The organism is Paraburkholderia adhaesiva, assembly GCF_021390575.1.
Taxonomy (GTDB): Bacteria; Pseudomonadota; Gammaproteobacteria; order Burkholderiales; family Burkholderiaceae; genus Paraburkholderia; species Paraburkholderia adhaesiva.
Map to the genome: position 1 here is coordinate 1306907 of NZ_JAJEJQ010000001.1, position 14769 is coordinate 1321675.

General features: G+C 63.5%; 10 protein-coding genes. 7 read left to right on the top strand and 3 right to left on the bottom strand.

Annotated features, from left to right (window positions below; all coding sequences use genetic code 11):
- Entirely contained in the window at positions 1–1392 is a 1392-nt protein-coding gene (argA, locus tag L0U80_RS05890) for an amino-acid N-acetyltransferase (protein WP_233863043.1), read from the bottom strand.
- 23 nt (positions 1393–1415) lie between these two features.
- On the opposite strand from argA, the gene hrpA reads away from it, so the two are divergent.
- Positions 1416–6107 carry an ATP-dependent RNA helicase HrpA gene (hrpA, locus tag L0U80_RS05895; RefSeq protein WP_233863044.1) on the top strand — a complete coding sequence of 1564 codons (4692 nt, stop codon included), beginning with the start codon at positions 1416–1418 and terminating at the stop codon, positions 6105–6107.
- A 79-nt stretch (positions 6108–6186) separates the two neighbouring features.
- Here hrpA and gdhA read toward each other — a convergent pair whose 3' ends face one another.
- Complete coding sequence (gene gdhA / locus L0U80_RS05900) at positions 6187–7527, bottom strand: NADP-specific glutamate dehydrogenase (RefSeq protein WP_233863045.1); 1341 nt, start codon at positions 7525–7527, stop codon at positions 6187–6189.
- Positions 7528–7884: 357 nt separating this feature from the next.
- Here gdhA and L0U80_RS05905 point away from each other — a divergent pair, with 357 nt between their 5' ends.
- The 5 genes from L0U80_RS05905 (at position 7885) to L0U80_RS05925 (ending at position 11975) form a co-directional block, all read left to right on the top strand.
- Entirely contained in the window at positions 7885–8028 is a 144-nt protein-coding gene (locus L0U80_RS05905) for a hypothetical protein (protein WP_233863046.1), read from the top strand.
- Between the two features lie 6 nt (positions 8029–8034).
- Positions 8035–9060, top strand: coding sequence for a YVTN family beta-propeller repeat protein (locus tag L0U80_RS05910; RefSeq protein ID WP_233863047.1), 1026 nt, complete (start codon positions 8035–8037; stop codon positions 9058–9060).
- 51 nt (positions 9061–9111) lie between these two features.
- A complete protein-coding gene (locus tag L0U80_RS05915; RefSeq protein WP_233863048.1) occupies positions 9112–10143 on the top strand; it encodes a sterol desaturase family protein in 1032 nt (343 codons plus the stop codon).
- Positions 10144–10309: 166 nt separating this feature from the next.
- Entirely contained in the window at positions 10310–11131 is an 822-nt protein-coding gene (locus L0U80_RS05920; protein WP_233863049.1) for an EI24 domain-containing protein, read from the top strand.
- 34 nt (positions 11132–11165) lie between these two features.
- Positions 11166–11975: a competence/damage-inducible protein A gene (locus tag L0U80_RS05925; RefSeq protein ID WP_233863050.1), complete on the top strand. Its 810-nt coding sequence runs from the start codon at positions 11166–11168 to the stop codon at positions 11973–11975.
- Between the two features lie 206 nt (positions 11976–12181).
- On the opposite strand, the gene L0U80_RS05930 is transcribed toward L0U80_RS05925, so the two are convergent.
- A complete protein-coding gene (locus L0U80_RS05930) occupies positions 12182–12646 on the bottom strand; it encodes a rhodanese-like domain-containing protein (protein WP_233863051.1) in 465 nt (154 codons plus the stop codon).
- Between the two features lie 598 nt (positions 12647–13244).
- Between L0U80_RS05930 and glnA the strand changes: the two genes are divergently transcribed.
- Positions 13245–14660 (top strand): type I glutamate--ammonia ligase, encoded by a 1416-nt coding sequence (glnA, locus tag L0U80_RS05935; protein WP_233863052.1) that lies wholly within the window; start codon positions 13245–13247, stop codon positions 14658–14660.
- The last annotated feature ends 109 nt before the right edge of the window (positions 14661–14769 follow it).

The following is a 14769-nucleotide window of genomic DNA, read 5'->3' on the forward strand; positions in this document are numbered from 1 at the left end:
TCAAAGCTGTTTCATCAGCACGAGCGACTTGCGCTGCCAGTTATAGAGCCGGCGGCGGTCTTCAGGCAGGTCGTCGACCGTTGCCTTCACGAAGCCGCGCTTGAGGAACCAGTGTTCGGTGCGCGTCGTCAGCACGAAGATGCGCGTGAGGCCGCGCGCTCGCGCGCGTTGTTCGACGCGGCGCAGGAGCCGTTCGCCGTCGCCGGCGCCTTGTGCCTCGGGCGACACGGTCAGGCATGCCATTTCGCCGATGCGCTCCTGCGGGTACGGGTAGAGTGCCGCGCAACCGAACAGCACGCCGTCGTGCTCGATCACGGAGAAGTGATCGATGTCGCGTTCGATCTGATGGCGGCCCCGGCGCACGAGCGTGCCGTCCATTTCGAGCGGTTCGATCAGCGTGAGGATGCCGCCGACGTCGTCCGGTGTTGCCTCGCGCAGGCTCTCCAGGTTCTCGTAAGAGATCATGGTGCCCACGCCGTCGTGCAGGAACAGTTCGAGCAGCACGCTGCCGTCGAGTGCGTACGGAATGATGTGCGCGCGGCCAACGCCGCCACGGCACGCGCGGATCGAATGCTTCAGATAGAACCCCGCGTCGCCGAGCATCGTGCCGCTTTCGTGCAGCTTGTAGGCTTCGTCGAGCGACAGTTCGCGGATCAGTTCGCCGTCTTCGTCGATAAGGCCCTGTGTTTCCGTCAGGAAAATGATCTTGTCGGCGCGCAGCGCGATGGCCGCCGCCGATGCGACGTCTTCCATCGACAGGTTGAATGCTTCACCCGTCGGCGAGAAGCCGAGCGGCGAGAGCAGCACGAGCTTGCGGCTCGCGAGCGAATGCCGGATCGAATCGGCGTCGATCTTGCGGACCACGCCCGTGTGCTGGAAGTCGACGCCGTCGAGAATCCCCACAGGCCGCGCCGTCACGAAGTTGCCCGACACGACGCTGATGTGCGCGTGCGCCATCGGCGTGTTCGGCAGACCCTGGCTGATCGCGGCCTCGATGTCGAGACGCACTTCGCCGGCGGCTTCCTTCGCCGATTCGAGCGCCCGCGCATTCGTGATGCGCATGCCGTGCGAGAACTCCGATTCGACGCCATGCAGGCTCATCTGCTCTTCGACCTGCGGGCGCGAGCCGTGCACGAGCACGATCTGGATACCCATCGCCTGCAGCAGCGCGATGTCGGCGACGAGCGCGTTGAGCAGGTTCTGGTGCACCACCTCGCCGCCGAAACCGACGACGAACGTCTTGCCCTGGAATGCGTGGATGTAGGGCGCGACCGATCGCATCCAGTCGACGAACTGTGCGTGCTGTTCGGTGAACTGCGAAGCGGAATCCGCGGCGCCGGAGGAAGCCGGCGCGCCTGCGGGCGCGGGGACGAGGTCGGTTTGGGAATTCATGCCGGGGATTATAATGCGCCCCCATGTCGAATGTACCCAAAAGACCTGCCGACGGGCAGGGCAGCAACACCCGCGACGAAGGCGGCGCGGCGCGCGGCGATGCGCACCAGAAACGCGGCGCGCAGCGCTATGCGGAGGCACCGAAGCCGGCATCGGCGGAACGGCTCGCGGCGCTCGTGCGCGGCGGCGCGCCCGGCAGCACGCGCAGCGGGCAAAAGCGCGAGGAAGAACCGGCCGCGCAGCCGCAGCAAGAGGGCGGCAAGCGTACAGGGGCGAGGCGGGAAAAGCGGCCCGAGATGCGCTCCGAAGTCATTCGCGAAGCCGAGGGCAAAGCAGAGCGCGCGCAACGTACTGAAGCACGTCGCGGCCAACCCGCGCACGCACGTGAGCCGCAGACGGCACCGCACGCGCACCGGGAATCCCAGTCGCAAGCCAGCCGCGAACCGGCTCGCGAGCAACGCGCCGAGTCGCGCCGCGAGCAGCCGCAGCCACCGAAACAGCCGCAGCAGCCGCAGCAGCCGCGCGGCGGGCACGCAGGACGGCCCGAAACGCAGCAGCCGAAACGATCGGGCGATCGGCCGATCACGCCTCAAAACGATCAGCAGGCTCGGCGCGAGGCGATACCCGGCAAGCCGCAGGCCAAGCCCAGGAAAACGTCAAAGCCGCCTCAGCCGCGCGAAGCACAGCCGCCGCAGGCAGGCAAGCCGGCGCCCGAGTCCGCGTCGCGCGGCGAAGAACGCAAGGAACGCGCAGAGCGCTCTGCACGCCGAATCGTCGAGCCGAACCCCATTCCACCCGTCACATTCCCCGAAGCGCTGCCGGTCTCCGGTCGCCGCGAGGAAATCGCGCGTGCGATTGCGGAAAACCAGGTCGTGATCGTGAGTGGCGAGACCGGCTCGGGCAAGACCACGCAATTACCGAAGATCGCGCTCGCGCTCGGGCGTGGCCTCGGCGCGGGCGGCTCGGGTCTCATCGGTCACACACAACCGCGCCGGATCGCGGCGTCGGCCACGGCACGCCGGATCGCCGACGAACTCGGCACGCCGTTTGGCGAGGTCGTGGGCTACAAGGTGCGTTTCACGGACAACCTGTCGCCAGGCGCATCGGTCAAGCTGATGACGGACGGTATCCTGCTCGCCGAAACGCAGACTGACCCGCTCCTCAAGGCTTACGACACGATCATCATCGACGAGGCGCACGAACGCAGCCTCAATATCGACTTCCTGCTCGGCTATCTGAAAGAGATCCTGCCACGCAGGCCGGAGCTGAAACTCATCGTCACCTCGGCGACCATCGACGCCGACCGCTTCGCACGCCACTTCGGCAGCGAGGACAAGCCCGCGCCCGTGATCGAGGTGAGCGGGCGACTGTATCCCGTCGAGGTGCGTTATCGGCCGGTGGCCGAGGATAGCCCGGCCGTGAAGGCCGCGCAGGGCACGACGGGGCGCGAAAGAGGCGAAAAAGGCAAATCGGCGCGCGACCGCGATCTGATGGACGCGATCGTCGATGCCGTCGACGAACTCTGCCGCGAAGGCTCAGGCGACGTGCTCGTGTTCCTGCCGGGTGAGCGCGAGATCCGCGACGCCGCCGAGGCGCTGCGCAAGCATCACCCGCCGCACACGGAAATCCTGCCGCTCTTCGCGCGTCTTTCGGCGCAGGAACAGGAGCGCGTTTTCAAACCGTCGAACGCGCGCCGCATCGTGCTCGCAACCAACGTTGCGGAAACGTCGCTCACCGTGCCGGGTATCCGCTACGTCGTCGATACGGGCCTCGCGCGCGTGAAGCGGTACTCGTACCGGAACAAGGTCGAGCAGTTGCAGATCGAATCGATTGCACAGGCGGCGGCGAACCAGCGCGCGGGCCGCTGCGGCCGTGTCGCCGACGGTATCTGTATCCGCCTGTACGAAGAGCAGGATTTCCTTTCGCGGCCAAAATTTTCCGATCCGGAAATCCTGCGCTCTTCGCTCGCGGCCGTGATTCTGCGCATGAAGTCGCTGCATCTCACGGCGATCGAGACATTTCCGTTTATCGAGCCGCCGCCGGGCCGCGCGATCGCCGATGGCTATCAACTGCTCGGCGAACTCGGCGCGGTCGACGACGACAACGCGCTTACGCCGCTCGGCCGCGAACTGGCACGTCTGCCGCTCGATCCGCGTGTCGGCCGCATGATTCTCGGCGCGCGCGACGAGCAGTCGCTGCGCGAAGTGCTCATCATCGCGAGCGCGCTTTCGGTGCAGGATCCGCGCGACCGGCCGATTGAAGCGCAGGAGCAGGCCGACCAGGCGCACCGCCGTTTCGCCGACGAGCGCTCCGAATTCCTCCAGTGGCTCAAGATCTGGGCGTGGTTCGAGGAGGCCGTCGCACACAAGAAGTCGAACCGGCAACTCGTTGACGCCTGTCGTGCGAACTTCCTTTCGCATCTGCGGCTGCGCGAATGGCGCGACGTCCATTCGCAACTGCTGACGGTCGTGCGCGAGCACGGCTGGCGGATCAACGAATCGGAGGCCACGTACGAGCAGATCCACCACGCGCTGCTCACGGGCTTGCTCGGCAATATCGGTCTGAAGGCCGACGACGAACCGCATTATCTCGGCGCCCGTGGCATCAAGTTTCATCTGTGGCCGGGTTCGGCGCTCGTGAAGAAAGCGGGGCGTTGGGTCGTGGCCGCCGAACTTGTCGAAACGACGCGGCTTTACGCGCGCTGTATAGCGAAGATCGAGCCCGAGTGGCTCGAAAGAGTCGGCGCGCATCTGCTGAAGAAGTCGCTGTCCGAGCCGCATTGGGAAAAGCGTGCAGCACAGGTGAGCGCCTACGAGCGGGGCGTGCTTTACGGCCTGCCCGTGTACCAGCGCCGCCGCGTGGCGTTCGGCAGGCAGGACCCGGCACGTGCACGCGAGCTCTTCATCCGCGGCGCGCTCGTGGAAGGCGAATTCGACACGAAGCTCGCGTTCTTCGCGCACAACCGCAAACTGCTCGCCGACATCGAGCAACTCGAGCACAAGTCGCGTCGCCAGGACGTCCTCGTGGACGACGAACTGATCTACGGCTTCTACGATCAGGCGATCCCCGAGGGCATCTATTCGGGCGCGTCGTTCGAACGCTGGTATCGCGACGAGGTGAGGAAGGGCGGTCAACCCGAAGACAAGCAGCGCCTGCTGTACCTCTCGCGCGACGATCTCATGCGTCACGAGGCGGCGGGCGTGACGACGGACCTCTTTCCGAAGCGCATGACGATGTCAGGCGTTGCGATGACGCTCACGTACCACTTCGAGCCGGGCTCGCCGCGCGACGGCGTGACGCTCGCGGTACCGCTTTACGCGCTCAATCAGGTCGACGCGCGGCGCTGCGAATGGCTCGTGCCGGGCATGCTCAAGGAAAAGGCGCAATTGCTGCTGAAGTCGCTTCCGCAGAAGTTGCGGCGCCATTGCGTACCGCTGCCGGAATACGCTGCGGGCTTCGCCGAGCGCGCGAGTGGCGAGCGTTTCGGAGCGGGTGGCCTGCTCGAAGCACTGATTGCGGACGTGCGAGAACAGAAGCAGATCGCGCTAAAGTCGGCGGACTTCAAGCTGGAAACGTTGCTCGCGCACCTGTTCATGAACTTCAAGGTGATCGACGAGCACGGGCGCCAGCTCGCGATGGGCCGCAATCTCGCGCAACTTCGTGCTGAACTGGGCGCGCAGGCGCAACAGCAGTTCCAGAAACTGGCGGCGAGCGCGACGGCGCAAATCGCGCAGACCGGCGGGGCTGCGGAGGGCGCGGAGCCTCAGCCGGGCAGAGCGGTGCAGGCGGGCGCGAGCACGTCGAAGAAGAGCGCCGCGCCGCACACGGCGGCGCCCTCCGATGCAACGGCGGCAGCCACCGCACTCTACGAGAACCTCACCACCTGGAATTTCGGCAAGCTCCCCGAGTTGCTCGAAATCCGCCGCGGGGGGCAGACGCTGTTCGGCTACCCGGCGCTCGTGGATCGCGCCACGCATTGCGACGTCGAAGTGTTCGATTCACCCGAGGAGGCCGCACGCATCCATCGCGCGGGGTTGCGGCGTTTGTTCGCGCTGCAGTTGCGCGAGCCAATCCGATACCTGGAAAAGAACCTGCCGGGTCTGCGCGAGATGGCGATGCATTTCATGGCGCGCGCGACGCAGGAGGAACTGCGCGACCAGCTTGTCGAACTCACGTTAGACCGTGCGTGCCTGCAGGACCCGCTCCCCGACGACGATGCGTCCTTCCACGCACGCCGCGACGAAGGCCGCGGACGGCTTTCGCTGCTCGCACAGGAGATCGCACGGCTTGCGGGCGTGATCCTCGCCGAGTACGCGACGGTGACGAAGAAGCTCGTGCAGGCGAAGGCGTTCGGCGCTGCCGCCGTCGATATGCAGTCGCAGCTCGACGCACTGGTCGGCAAGCGCTTCATCGTCGATACACCGTATGCGCAGCTCGTGCACTTTCCGCGCTACCTGAAGGGTATCGCGTTGCGCATCGACAAGCTGCGCGCCGACGCCGCCCGCGACGCCCGCCAGTTCGTAGAATTCCAGCCGCTGTTGCAGCAGTATCAGCGAGCGCTGTCGCAGCGCGGCGGCGTGTTCGATCCGCGTCTCACGGAGTTCCGCTGGCTGCTGGAGGAGTTGCGTATTTCGCTATTCGCGCAGGAATTGCGCACGCCGATGCCGGTGTCGGTCAAGCGGTTGTACAAGGTCTGGGAATCGATGCAGCGGTGACAAAAAAACCGGTTACCGCCTGCGCGGTAACCGGTTTGTGTGCACGCCACGCCTGGCTACACCAGGCAACGCGCGTCGTTCAAATAAGACCTTGCGCGAACATCGCATCGGCGACTTTGACGAAGCCGGCGATGTTGGCACCGTTGACGTAGTCGATGCGCCCGTTAGCACTACCGTGTTGCACACAGTTGGCGTGGATATCGAGCATGATGTGCTTGAGGCGCGCATCGACTTCATCGCGCGACCACGGCAGGCGTTGAGCGTTCTGCGTCATTTCAAGGCCTGAAGTGGCGACGCCTCCCGCATTGCTTGCCTTGCCCGGCGCATAGAGCACACCGGCTTCCCGGAATACGTTGACCGCACCTGGCGTGGACGGCATGTTCGCGCCTTCCGCCACGCATTTGACACCGTTCTTGACGAGGGTCCGCGCGTCGTCCTCGTCGAGTTCGTTTTGCGTTGCGTTCGGCAGCGCGACATCAACGGGGACGTGCCACGGACGTTTGCCCGCCAGGTACTGGAGGCCGAATTGACGGGCATATTCCTCGATGCGGCCATAGCGATGGTTTTTCAGCTCCATCAGTGCATCGAGCTTGACCGGCGTGAAGCCTTCGGGGTCATAGACCGTGCCGCCCGAGTCCGACGCGGTGACGACTTTGGCACCCATCGGCAAAAGGCGCTCGATCGTGTATTGCGCAACATTGCCCGAGCCCGATACGGCGACCGTCTTGCCTTCGAAGCCGGTGCCAGACGTCTTGAGCATCTGTTCCGCGAAATAGACGAGGCCGTAACCGGTAGCCTCGGGTCGGATCAGGCTGCCGCCGAAGGTCAAACCCTTGCCGGTGAACACACAGGCAGCGTTGTTCGTGAGTTTCTTGTGCATCCCGGCCATGAAGCCGACTTCGCGCCCGCCGACGCCGATGTCACCGGCCGGCACGTCGGTGTCCGGGCCCAGGTGCCGATGCAATTCGAGCATCAGCGCCTGGCAGAAACGCATGACCTCAGCCGGGCTCTTGCCTTTCGGATTGAAGTCGGCGCCGCCTTTGCCGCCACCCATCGGCAATGTCGTGAGCGCGTTCTTGAAAGTCTGTTCGAAGGCGAGAAATTTCAGGACCGACAGATTCACCGACGGATGGAAACGCATGCCGCCCTTATAAGGGCCGATGGCCGAACTGTGCTGAACCCGGAACGCCCGATTGACGTGCGTGGCGCCGCGGTCGTCGCTCCAGGAGACCCGGAACTGGATTGCGCGCTCCGGTTCGACCATGCGTTCGAGCAAGCCTGCGTCCGCATAACGGGGATTGGCAAGGATGAATGGCCAGATGCTTTCCATGACTTCATGGACGGCCTGGTGGAATTCGGGCTGGTGCGGGTCACGCGCAACGACGTGGCCGATGAAATCTTCAAGCTTCTGGTATTTCATGTCAGTTACTCCCGAAAACGCGAGGCCGCTCTACTTGTTACGTCCTTTCTGCGACAAGCTGTCGCGACGGACGTAATTCAGCGCATTGAGCCAATTTGAAAAGGGTGTATGCAGCGTTTGGCCGCATACAATGTGAGGCGCAGATGATCGATCTTGGGCGGCTGCGGAGACTGGCGAAATAGGACGGATCTCAAATACCGATGTGCTTGACGCAAATCAAGCGGTATTTGGGGCTGCAAAAGCGAAGATATTCTTTTGCGCGCCTGGCATTAAATCCGTAGTTCGGCGCAGGCGGAAAATATTCTGCGCTCGCACGCAAACCTCTGTTGCCGCCGCAGAGAAGGAGATGCAGAGAAGATGCAGTACCGATTCAAAGCAGGTCGCGGCTTTGAAGCGGGGAAGTCGCCGGCGTGTAAAGACACCCTGATTGATATCGTTGAATGTGACCGCAACGCCCAGGCAGACTGGACGTTTTACAATTACAAGCCTTCCGGAAAGTGATCCTTCATGAGTAAAACCGAATTTCGCCGTGCGGCTGGCCGCGCAGTTGGTCATATCGCCGCCGCTGGCGCGCTGGCGTGCGCTTCGCTCTTCTCGCTCGGCGCGCACGCGGACAACATCATCGTGCTCAATTCCGGCGAAGCGACGCTCAGCCTGATCGATCCCCAGACGCTGCAGGTCGTCGGCACGGTGCCCACGGGCAAGGAGCCGCATCACCTCTTTCCGACGCCCGACAACCAGTCGCTGATCGTTGCGAATTCGGTCTCGAACAACCTGATGTTCGTGGATCCGAAAACCGGCAAGGTGCAGCGCTGGGTCGAGAACATCGAAGACCCGTACCAGCTTGGTTTTTCGCCCGACCAGAAGTGGTTCGTTACGACGGGCCTGCGCCTCGACCGGCTCGACATCTATCACTACGCCGGCGGCAGCAACATGACGCTCGCGAAGCGTCTGCCACTGTCGGCCATGCCGAGTCACATGGCGTTCACGAAGGACAATCGCACGGTGTTCGTGTCGCTTCAGGTGTCGGGCGAGATCGCTGCGGTCGATCTGCCTACGCAGAAAGTGCTGTGGAAGATGCCGGTTGGCTCGGCACCGGCGGGTCTGTGGCTCACGCCTGGCGACAAGTACCTGCTCGTCGGCATGACGGGCGCCGACTACGTCGCCGTGGTCGACTGGCGTAACCAGAAGGTCATCAAGCAGATTCCGGCGGGCCAGGCAGCGCACAACTTCCGCTCGCTGACGGACGGCCGCCACGTGCTGGTGTCGAGCCGTGTCTCGAACACCATCAGCATCATCGACGAGGAAACGCTCGAGAAAACCGGCGAGATCAACGGACTGCTGCCGGGGCCGGACGACATGGAGCTCACCGCCGACAAGCGCTATCTGTGGGTGACGTTCCGCTTCGCGAAGAAAGTCGGCATCGTCGACATGCAGACGAAGAAGCTCATCAAGACGATTCCCGTCGGCCGCTCGCCGCACGGCATCTACTTCTACGACCGCGCTCCGGTGGCCGCACCGAACGGCGCTTAACGTCACTTAACGGCACGAGAGTCAGATCAGGGGCCAGGAGGGGTAGGGGGAATGCTCGAGTTGCTTTCGTCGATCATGCATGGCGTCGCGGCCGGCGCCGACGATTTCATTTCGTGGCTGCAGACGTTTGTCTTTGCGAACGCCCTGCAGCCGCTGCTCTATCGCATCGGCATGATGGACGTCGCCGAAGACACCTACGATGCGCTTTATTGGGTGATCGTCGGCGTGCTCGAGGTGGGGACGATGTATGCGATTCTGCGCCCGCTCGAGGTGCTCTTGCCCGCTGAGAAGTGGCGCGACCGCAAGGGCGTGGGCGTCGACGCGATCTACACCTGGGTCACGCGGCTCGGCATCCTGAATCTGCTGTTCTTCTTTACGCTCCAGCCGTTGTTCGACCGCCTGCAGGGCTGGCTGCACCTTCATGGCATGAGGACCGTCGAGATCGACGGTCTCTGGCCCGGCGTCACGACCCAGCCGCTCGTCACGTTCGCGATCTATCTGCTCGTACTCGACTTCACGAGCTACTGGTATCACCGGCTCGAACATCGCTTCGGCATCTGGTGGGAACTGCACGCGGTCCATCATGCCCAGCGCAAGATGTCGCTCTGGTGCGACGACCGCAATCACCTGCTCGACACCCTGTTGCAGGCGAGCGTGTTCGCGCTCATCGCGATCATTATCGGCGTGCCGCCCGCGCAATATGTCGTGCTCGTCGCGATCACGAATTTCGTGCAGAGCTTTCAGCACGCCAATATCCGCGTGCGTTTCGGGTGGCTCGGTGAGCGTCTTCTCGTGAGTCCGCGGTTTCACCGCCGCCATCACGCCATTGGCTACGGTCACGAAGGGACCACGTATGGCTGTAATTTCGGCGTCCTGTTTCCATGGTGGGACATGATGTTCCGCAGCGCATCGTTCAACCCTGCGATCGAACCCACCGGCATTCGTGACCAGCTCGAAGGCGTGGACTACGGCGAGGGCTACTGGGCGCAGCAATGGTTCGCCTTCGTCCGGATCGCGGAGCGTCTCACCGCACGCGGGCGCACGGCCGAGATCGAGACGCACGACGACGCAACCGTCGTCTGAGTCTCGCCGCGTTTACCCGTTCACCGCCTGGATAGCGCCGCAGCAGCGGCGCCGTTTCTTCCCGTTTTACCCGCCTGTGCGCGCGCTGGTTTATGCTTGCGGCTATAGTCGCAAGCATCCACGGTTTTCGTGTTCTCCACCCGACCTGTCGCCGTTCCCAGCCCGCATGAATGATCTGTTGCGCTCGTTCGGACGCGCGCTTGCCAGCGCGTTCCATCCCGTCATGCTGTTCCTCACGTTCGTCCCGTTCCTCGTGGCGGCGATCGTATGGGGCGGCCTGCTTTATGTCTTCTGGCAACCGCTGATCGACACAGCCCGCGTCTGGCTCGAAAGCTGGGCGTTCACGTCGACGCTCTATCATCTGTTCGACTGGCTCGGCTTCGGCCCGATGCGCGCCGTCATTGCCCCGCTCGTCGTGATTGCGGTTGCGATTCCACTGATCGTCGTGTCCGTGCTGCTGCTGATCGTTGCGCTCGCCATGCCGCGCGTGATGCGCTATCTGTCGAGCCGGCAGTACCCGTCGCTCGAAATGCGGCGCGGTGGAAGCTGGTACGGCAGCCTCGCGTATTCGCTCTGGACCACGCTCGTTTGCATCGTGCTCATGATCGTCACGCTGCCGCTGTGGCTTGTGCCGCCGTTCTTCGCGCTGATTCCGCCGCTCTTGTGGGGCTGGCTCACGTACCGCGTGATGACTTACGACGCGCTCGCGCTGCACGCGAGCGCCGAGGAGCGCCGCGCACTGATGCGGCGCTACCGGCTGCCGCTACTCACGATTGGCATCGTGTGCGGGCTCTTCGGCTCGCTGCCCACGGCGATCTGGGTTTCGTCGGCGTGGCTCGTGGTGCTGTTTCCGGTGGTCGCCGCGCTGACCATCTGGATTTACGCGTTCATCTTTGTGTTCACGGCGCTCTGGTTCGGCAACTACTGCCTGCGGGCGCTTGCCCGCATGCGCGCCGAAGAGTCGCACAATGTGCCGGCCACGCCCTGATCCTTCACATCAAGCTACTGCAACGAGGTCCCACATGGCATTTGGCGTCATCATCATCGGCGACGAGATCCTCTCGGGTCGCCGCACCGACAAGCATCTGCCGAAGATCATCGAACTGCTCGGTGCGCGCGGGCTCGCGCTCGAATGGGCCGAATACGTTGGCGATGATCCGAAGAGGATTACCGACACGTTGCGACGCAGCTTTGCGACTGGCGACATCGTATTCTCGACCGGCGGCATTGGCGCGACGCCGGACGACCATACGCGTCAGTGTGTGGCCGCTGCGCTCGGCGTGCCGCTCGCGCTGCATCCGGACGCGGAAGTGGCCATCCGCGAACGCATTCGCGACATGCATACAGGCAGCGATCCTGTGAATTTCGGCTCACCCGAGAACCAGCATCGCTTTCAGATGGGCACGTTCCCGGTGGGCTCGGAGATCATCCCGAACGGCTACAACAAGATCCCCGGCTTTTCGATTCGGGATCACCACTTCGTACCTGGGTTTCCCGTCATGGCCTGGCCAATGATCGAATGGGTGCTCGATACGAAATACGCGCATCTGCATCATCAGACGCCGCATGCGGAGAAGTCGCTGCTGGTGTTTGAACTGCCCGAATCGACGCTGACGCCGCTGATGGAGCGCATCGAGCAGGATTTTCCGGGCGTGCGCGTGTTCAGCCTGCCGAGCGTCGGCGACGCCGAGCGCGGCGGCATTTACGCGCGGCGGCATATCGATCTAGGTGTGAAGGGCGAACCCGAGGCGGTGGCGTCGGCGTTCGTGAAGCTGCGCGAGGGGGTGCATCTGCTGGGCGGTGACATCGTGGAGCCGCAGCAGGGCGCGTGATACACGTCAGGCGGGCGCGGGCGCCGCAACGTCCCGTGTAGAGGGATTCGGGCGGCACGACCTGCGCGTCCGGTGCGTGACTAGCGCTACGCGCTGGACTTGCCAATCGGCCCTGCTCATGCGCCGTGGCCCGGTCGCATCATCGGGCTGTCATGTGCGCCGCTCAGAGTGAGCCCATCGAGCGGCGCACGATCTCGGTGCAGTATTCAGGCGCCCATCCACGGAAGACCGCGGAAGCACCAGCCCGACACTGTCTTGCGATGGCCCTGGCTGTCCTTATCGCCTTCGAAACCTTCGAGCAGGTCATAGGCCTTCGTGAAGCCGACTTTCGCGGCTTCGACGGCGGCGAGCTTCGAGCGTGCCGCGCTGCGGCACAGGAACAGTACGGGGGCGTCGGGGTCGACAGCCGCGCGCACTTGAGCGAGAAACTCGGCGTTGGGTACGCCGCCCGGGTATCGGGTCCATTCCACATGGGCGTACTGGCCGTCGCCGATGACAGGGCGGCCCACCCAGTCGAGTTCCGCGCGCGTACGCACGTCGACGAGACGTGCTCGCGGGTCGAGCTGAAGAAGCTCGAACGCCTCGGCTGGCGACAGCGCACCCGCGTAGGGCAGTTGATTCTCGACGCGGCGCTTCTCGGCTTGGGCGTACAACTGTTCGAGCGTACTCATGACAACGGACTCCTGTTTCGCGTTGGACCAAAAGATCATTTTAGCGCGTCGCCCGGGGTGGGCAACCTCGTCCGGATGGAGTGAAGTCCACTAACGGTCTGGTCCTGGCTGCGATGCTGGGGGCGGAGGATCGGTGCCGGCCGGGGCGGGCGGGATGCCACACACGAGTTTCGTAACTCTCATCCGACTTCGGTGGATAATGACCCCCCGCAGCCAGAGTGACTGCCTCGAAAGCGCGCACTTCATCGGCTGAGGATGGCGCGAAGGCGTCGTTTGCATCCAGGTGGTGCATACTTGGCGTATTGCACCAGAATAGAGCCTGATTTACGCGCCAACATCGGGATTGCACAGAAGTGGTGCGTTCGACCGACGAGCGTACGGGATTCATCACATTCTTGCGCGCGGACTTTTTACGCCAGGTCCGCGTCGGTAAAGGGATTTGTTCCGTCGTAGCGCGTGGCTGGCACGGAAGCTGCTATATCCGTCGCCATCGACCCGCAGCCGGCCTTAAGAAACCGCAAGCGCACTGGCCGGCGGGGATCAGCAGAATCGGGAAGGCGGCAACGTTCGCCGAAATTGTTAATCAGGAGAATAGGTTATGAGCAAATCCGTGGCCGACGTCATGCAACTCGTCAAGGACGAAGACGTCAAGTTTGTCGACTTCCGTTTCACCGACACGCGCGGCAAAGAGCAGCACGTTTCGGTGCCGGTTTCGCACTTCGACGAAGACAAGTTCGAAAGCGGCCATGCGTTTGACGGTTCGTCGATTGCCGGCTGGAAGGGTATCGAAGCGTCGGACATGCTGCTCGTGCCGGACGCGAACACCGCCTTCATCGACCCGTTCTACGAAGAATCGACGCTCGTGCTGACCTGCGACGTGGTCGAACCGGCGGACGGCAAGGGCTACGAACGCGACCCGCGTTCGCTCGCAAAGCGCGCTGAAGCCTACCTGAAGAGCACCGGCCTCGGCGATACGGCGTTCTTCGGTCCGGAACCCGAATTCTTCATTTTCGACTCGGTCCAGTGGAACACGGACATGTCGGGCTGCTTCGTGAAGATCGGCTCGGATGAAGCACCGTGGTCGTCGGGCAAGGAAATCGAAGGCGGCAACACGGGTCACCGTCCGGGCGTGAAGGGCGGCTACTTCCCGGTCGCACCGGTCGACACGTTCCAGGACATCCGTTCGGAAATGTGCCTGCTGCTCGAGCAGATCGGCATTCCGGTCGAAGTGCACCACCACGAAGTGGCGGGCCAGGGCCAGAACGAAATCGGCACGAAGTTCTCGACGCTCGTCGAGCGCGCCGACTGGACGCAGCAGATGAAGTACATCATCCACAACGTCGCGCACACGTACGGCAAGACGGCGACGTTCATGCCGAAGCCGATCGTTGGCGACAACGGTTCGGGCATGCACGTTCACCAGTCGATCTGGAAGGACGGCCAGAACCTGTTCGCGGGTAACGGCTACGCTGGTCTCTCGGAATTCGCGCTGTTCTATATCGGCGGCATCATCAAGCACGCCCGTGCCCTGAACGCGATCACGAACCCGTCGACGAACTCGTACAAGCGTCTCGTGCCGCACTTCGAAGCACCGGTCAAGCTGGCCTACTCGGCACGCAACCGCTCGGCGTCGATCCGCATTCCGCACGTGAGCAACCCGAAGGGCCGCCGTATCGAAACGCGCTTCCCGGACCCGATGGCCAATCCGTACCTGTGCTTCTCGGCACTGATGATGGCAGGTCTCGACGGCGTGCAGAACAAGATCCACCCGGGCGAAGCCGCTGACAAGAACCTGTACGACCTGCCGCCGGAAGAGGATGCAAAGATCCCGACCGTTTGCGCGGGCCTCGACCAGGCGCTGGACGCGCTCGACAAGGATCGCGAGTTCCTGACGCGCGGTGGCGTGTTCACCGACAGCATGATCGACGCTTACCTCGATCTGAAGGAATCGGAACTGCAACGCGTGCGCATGACCACCCACCCGGTCGAGTTCGAGCTGTACTACTCGCTGTAATTCGACGATGGCGCTTCGCTTGCTACGAATGCGGCGAAGCGCTGTTTCGATGCGCGCGAGGGTCGCGATCGGTCAAAAGGGACGGCGGCGCCGTCCCTTTTTCGTTTCG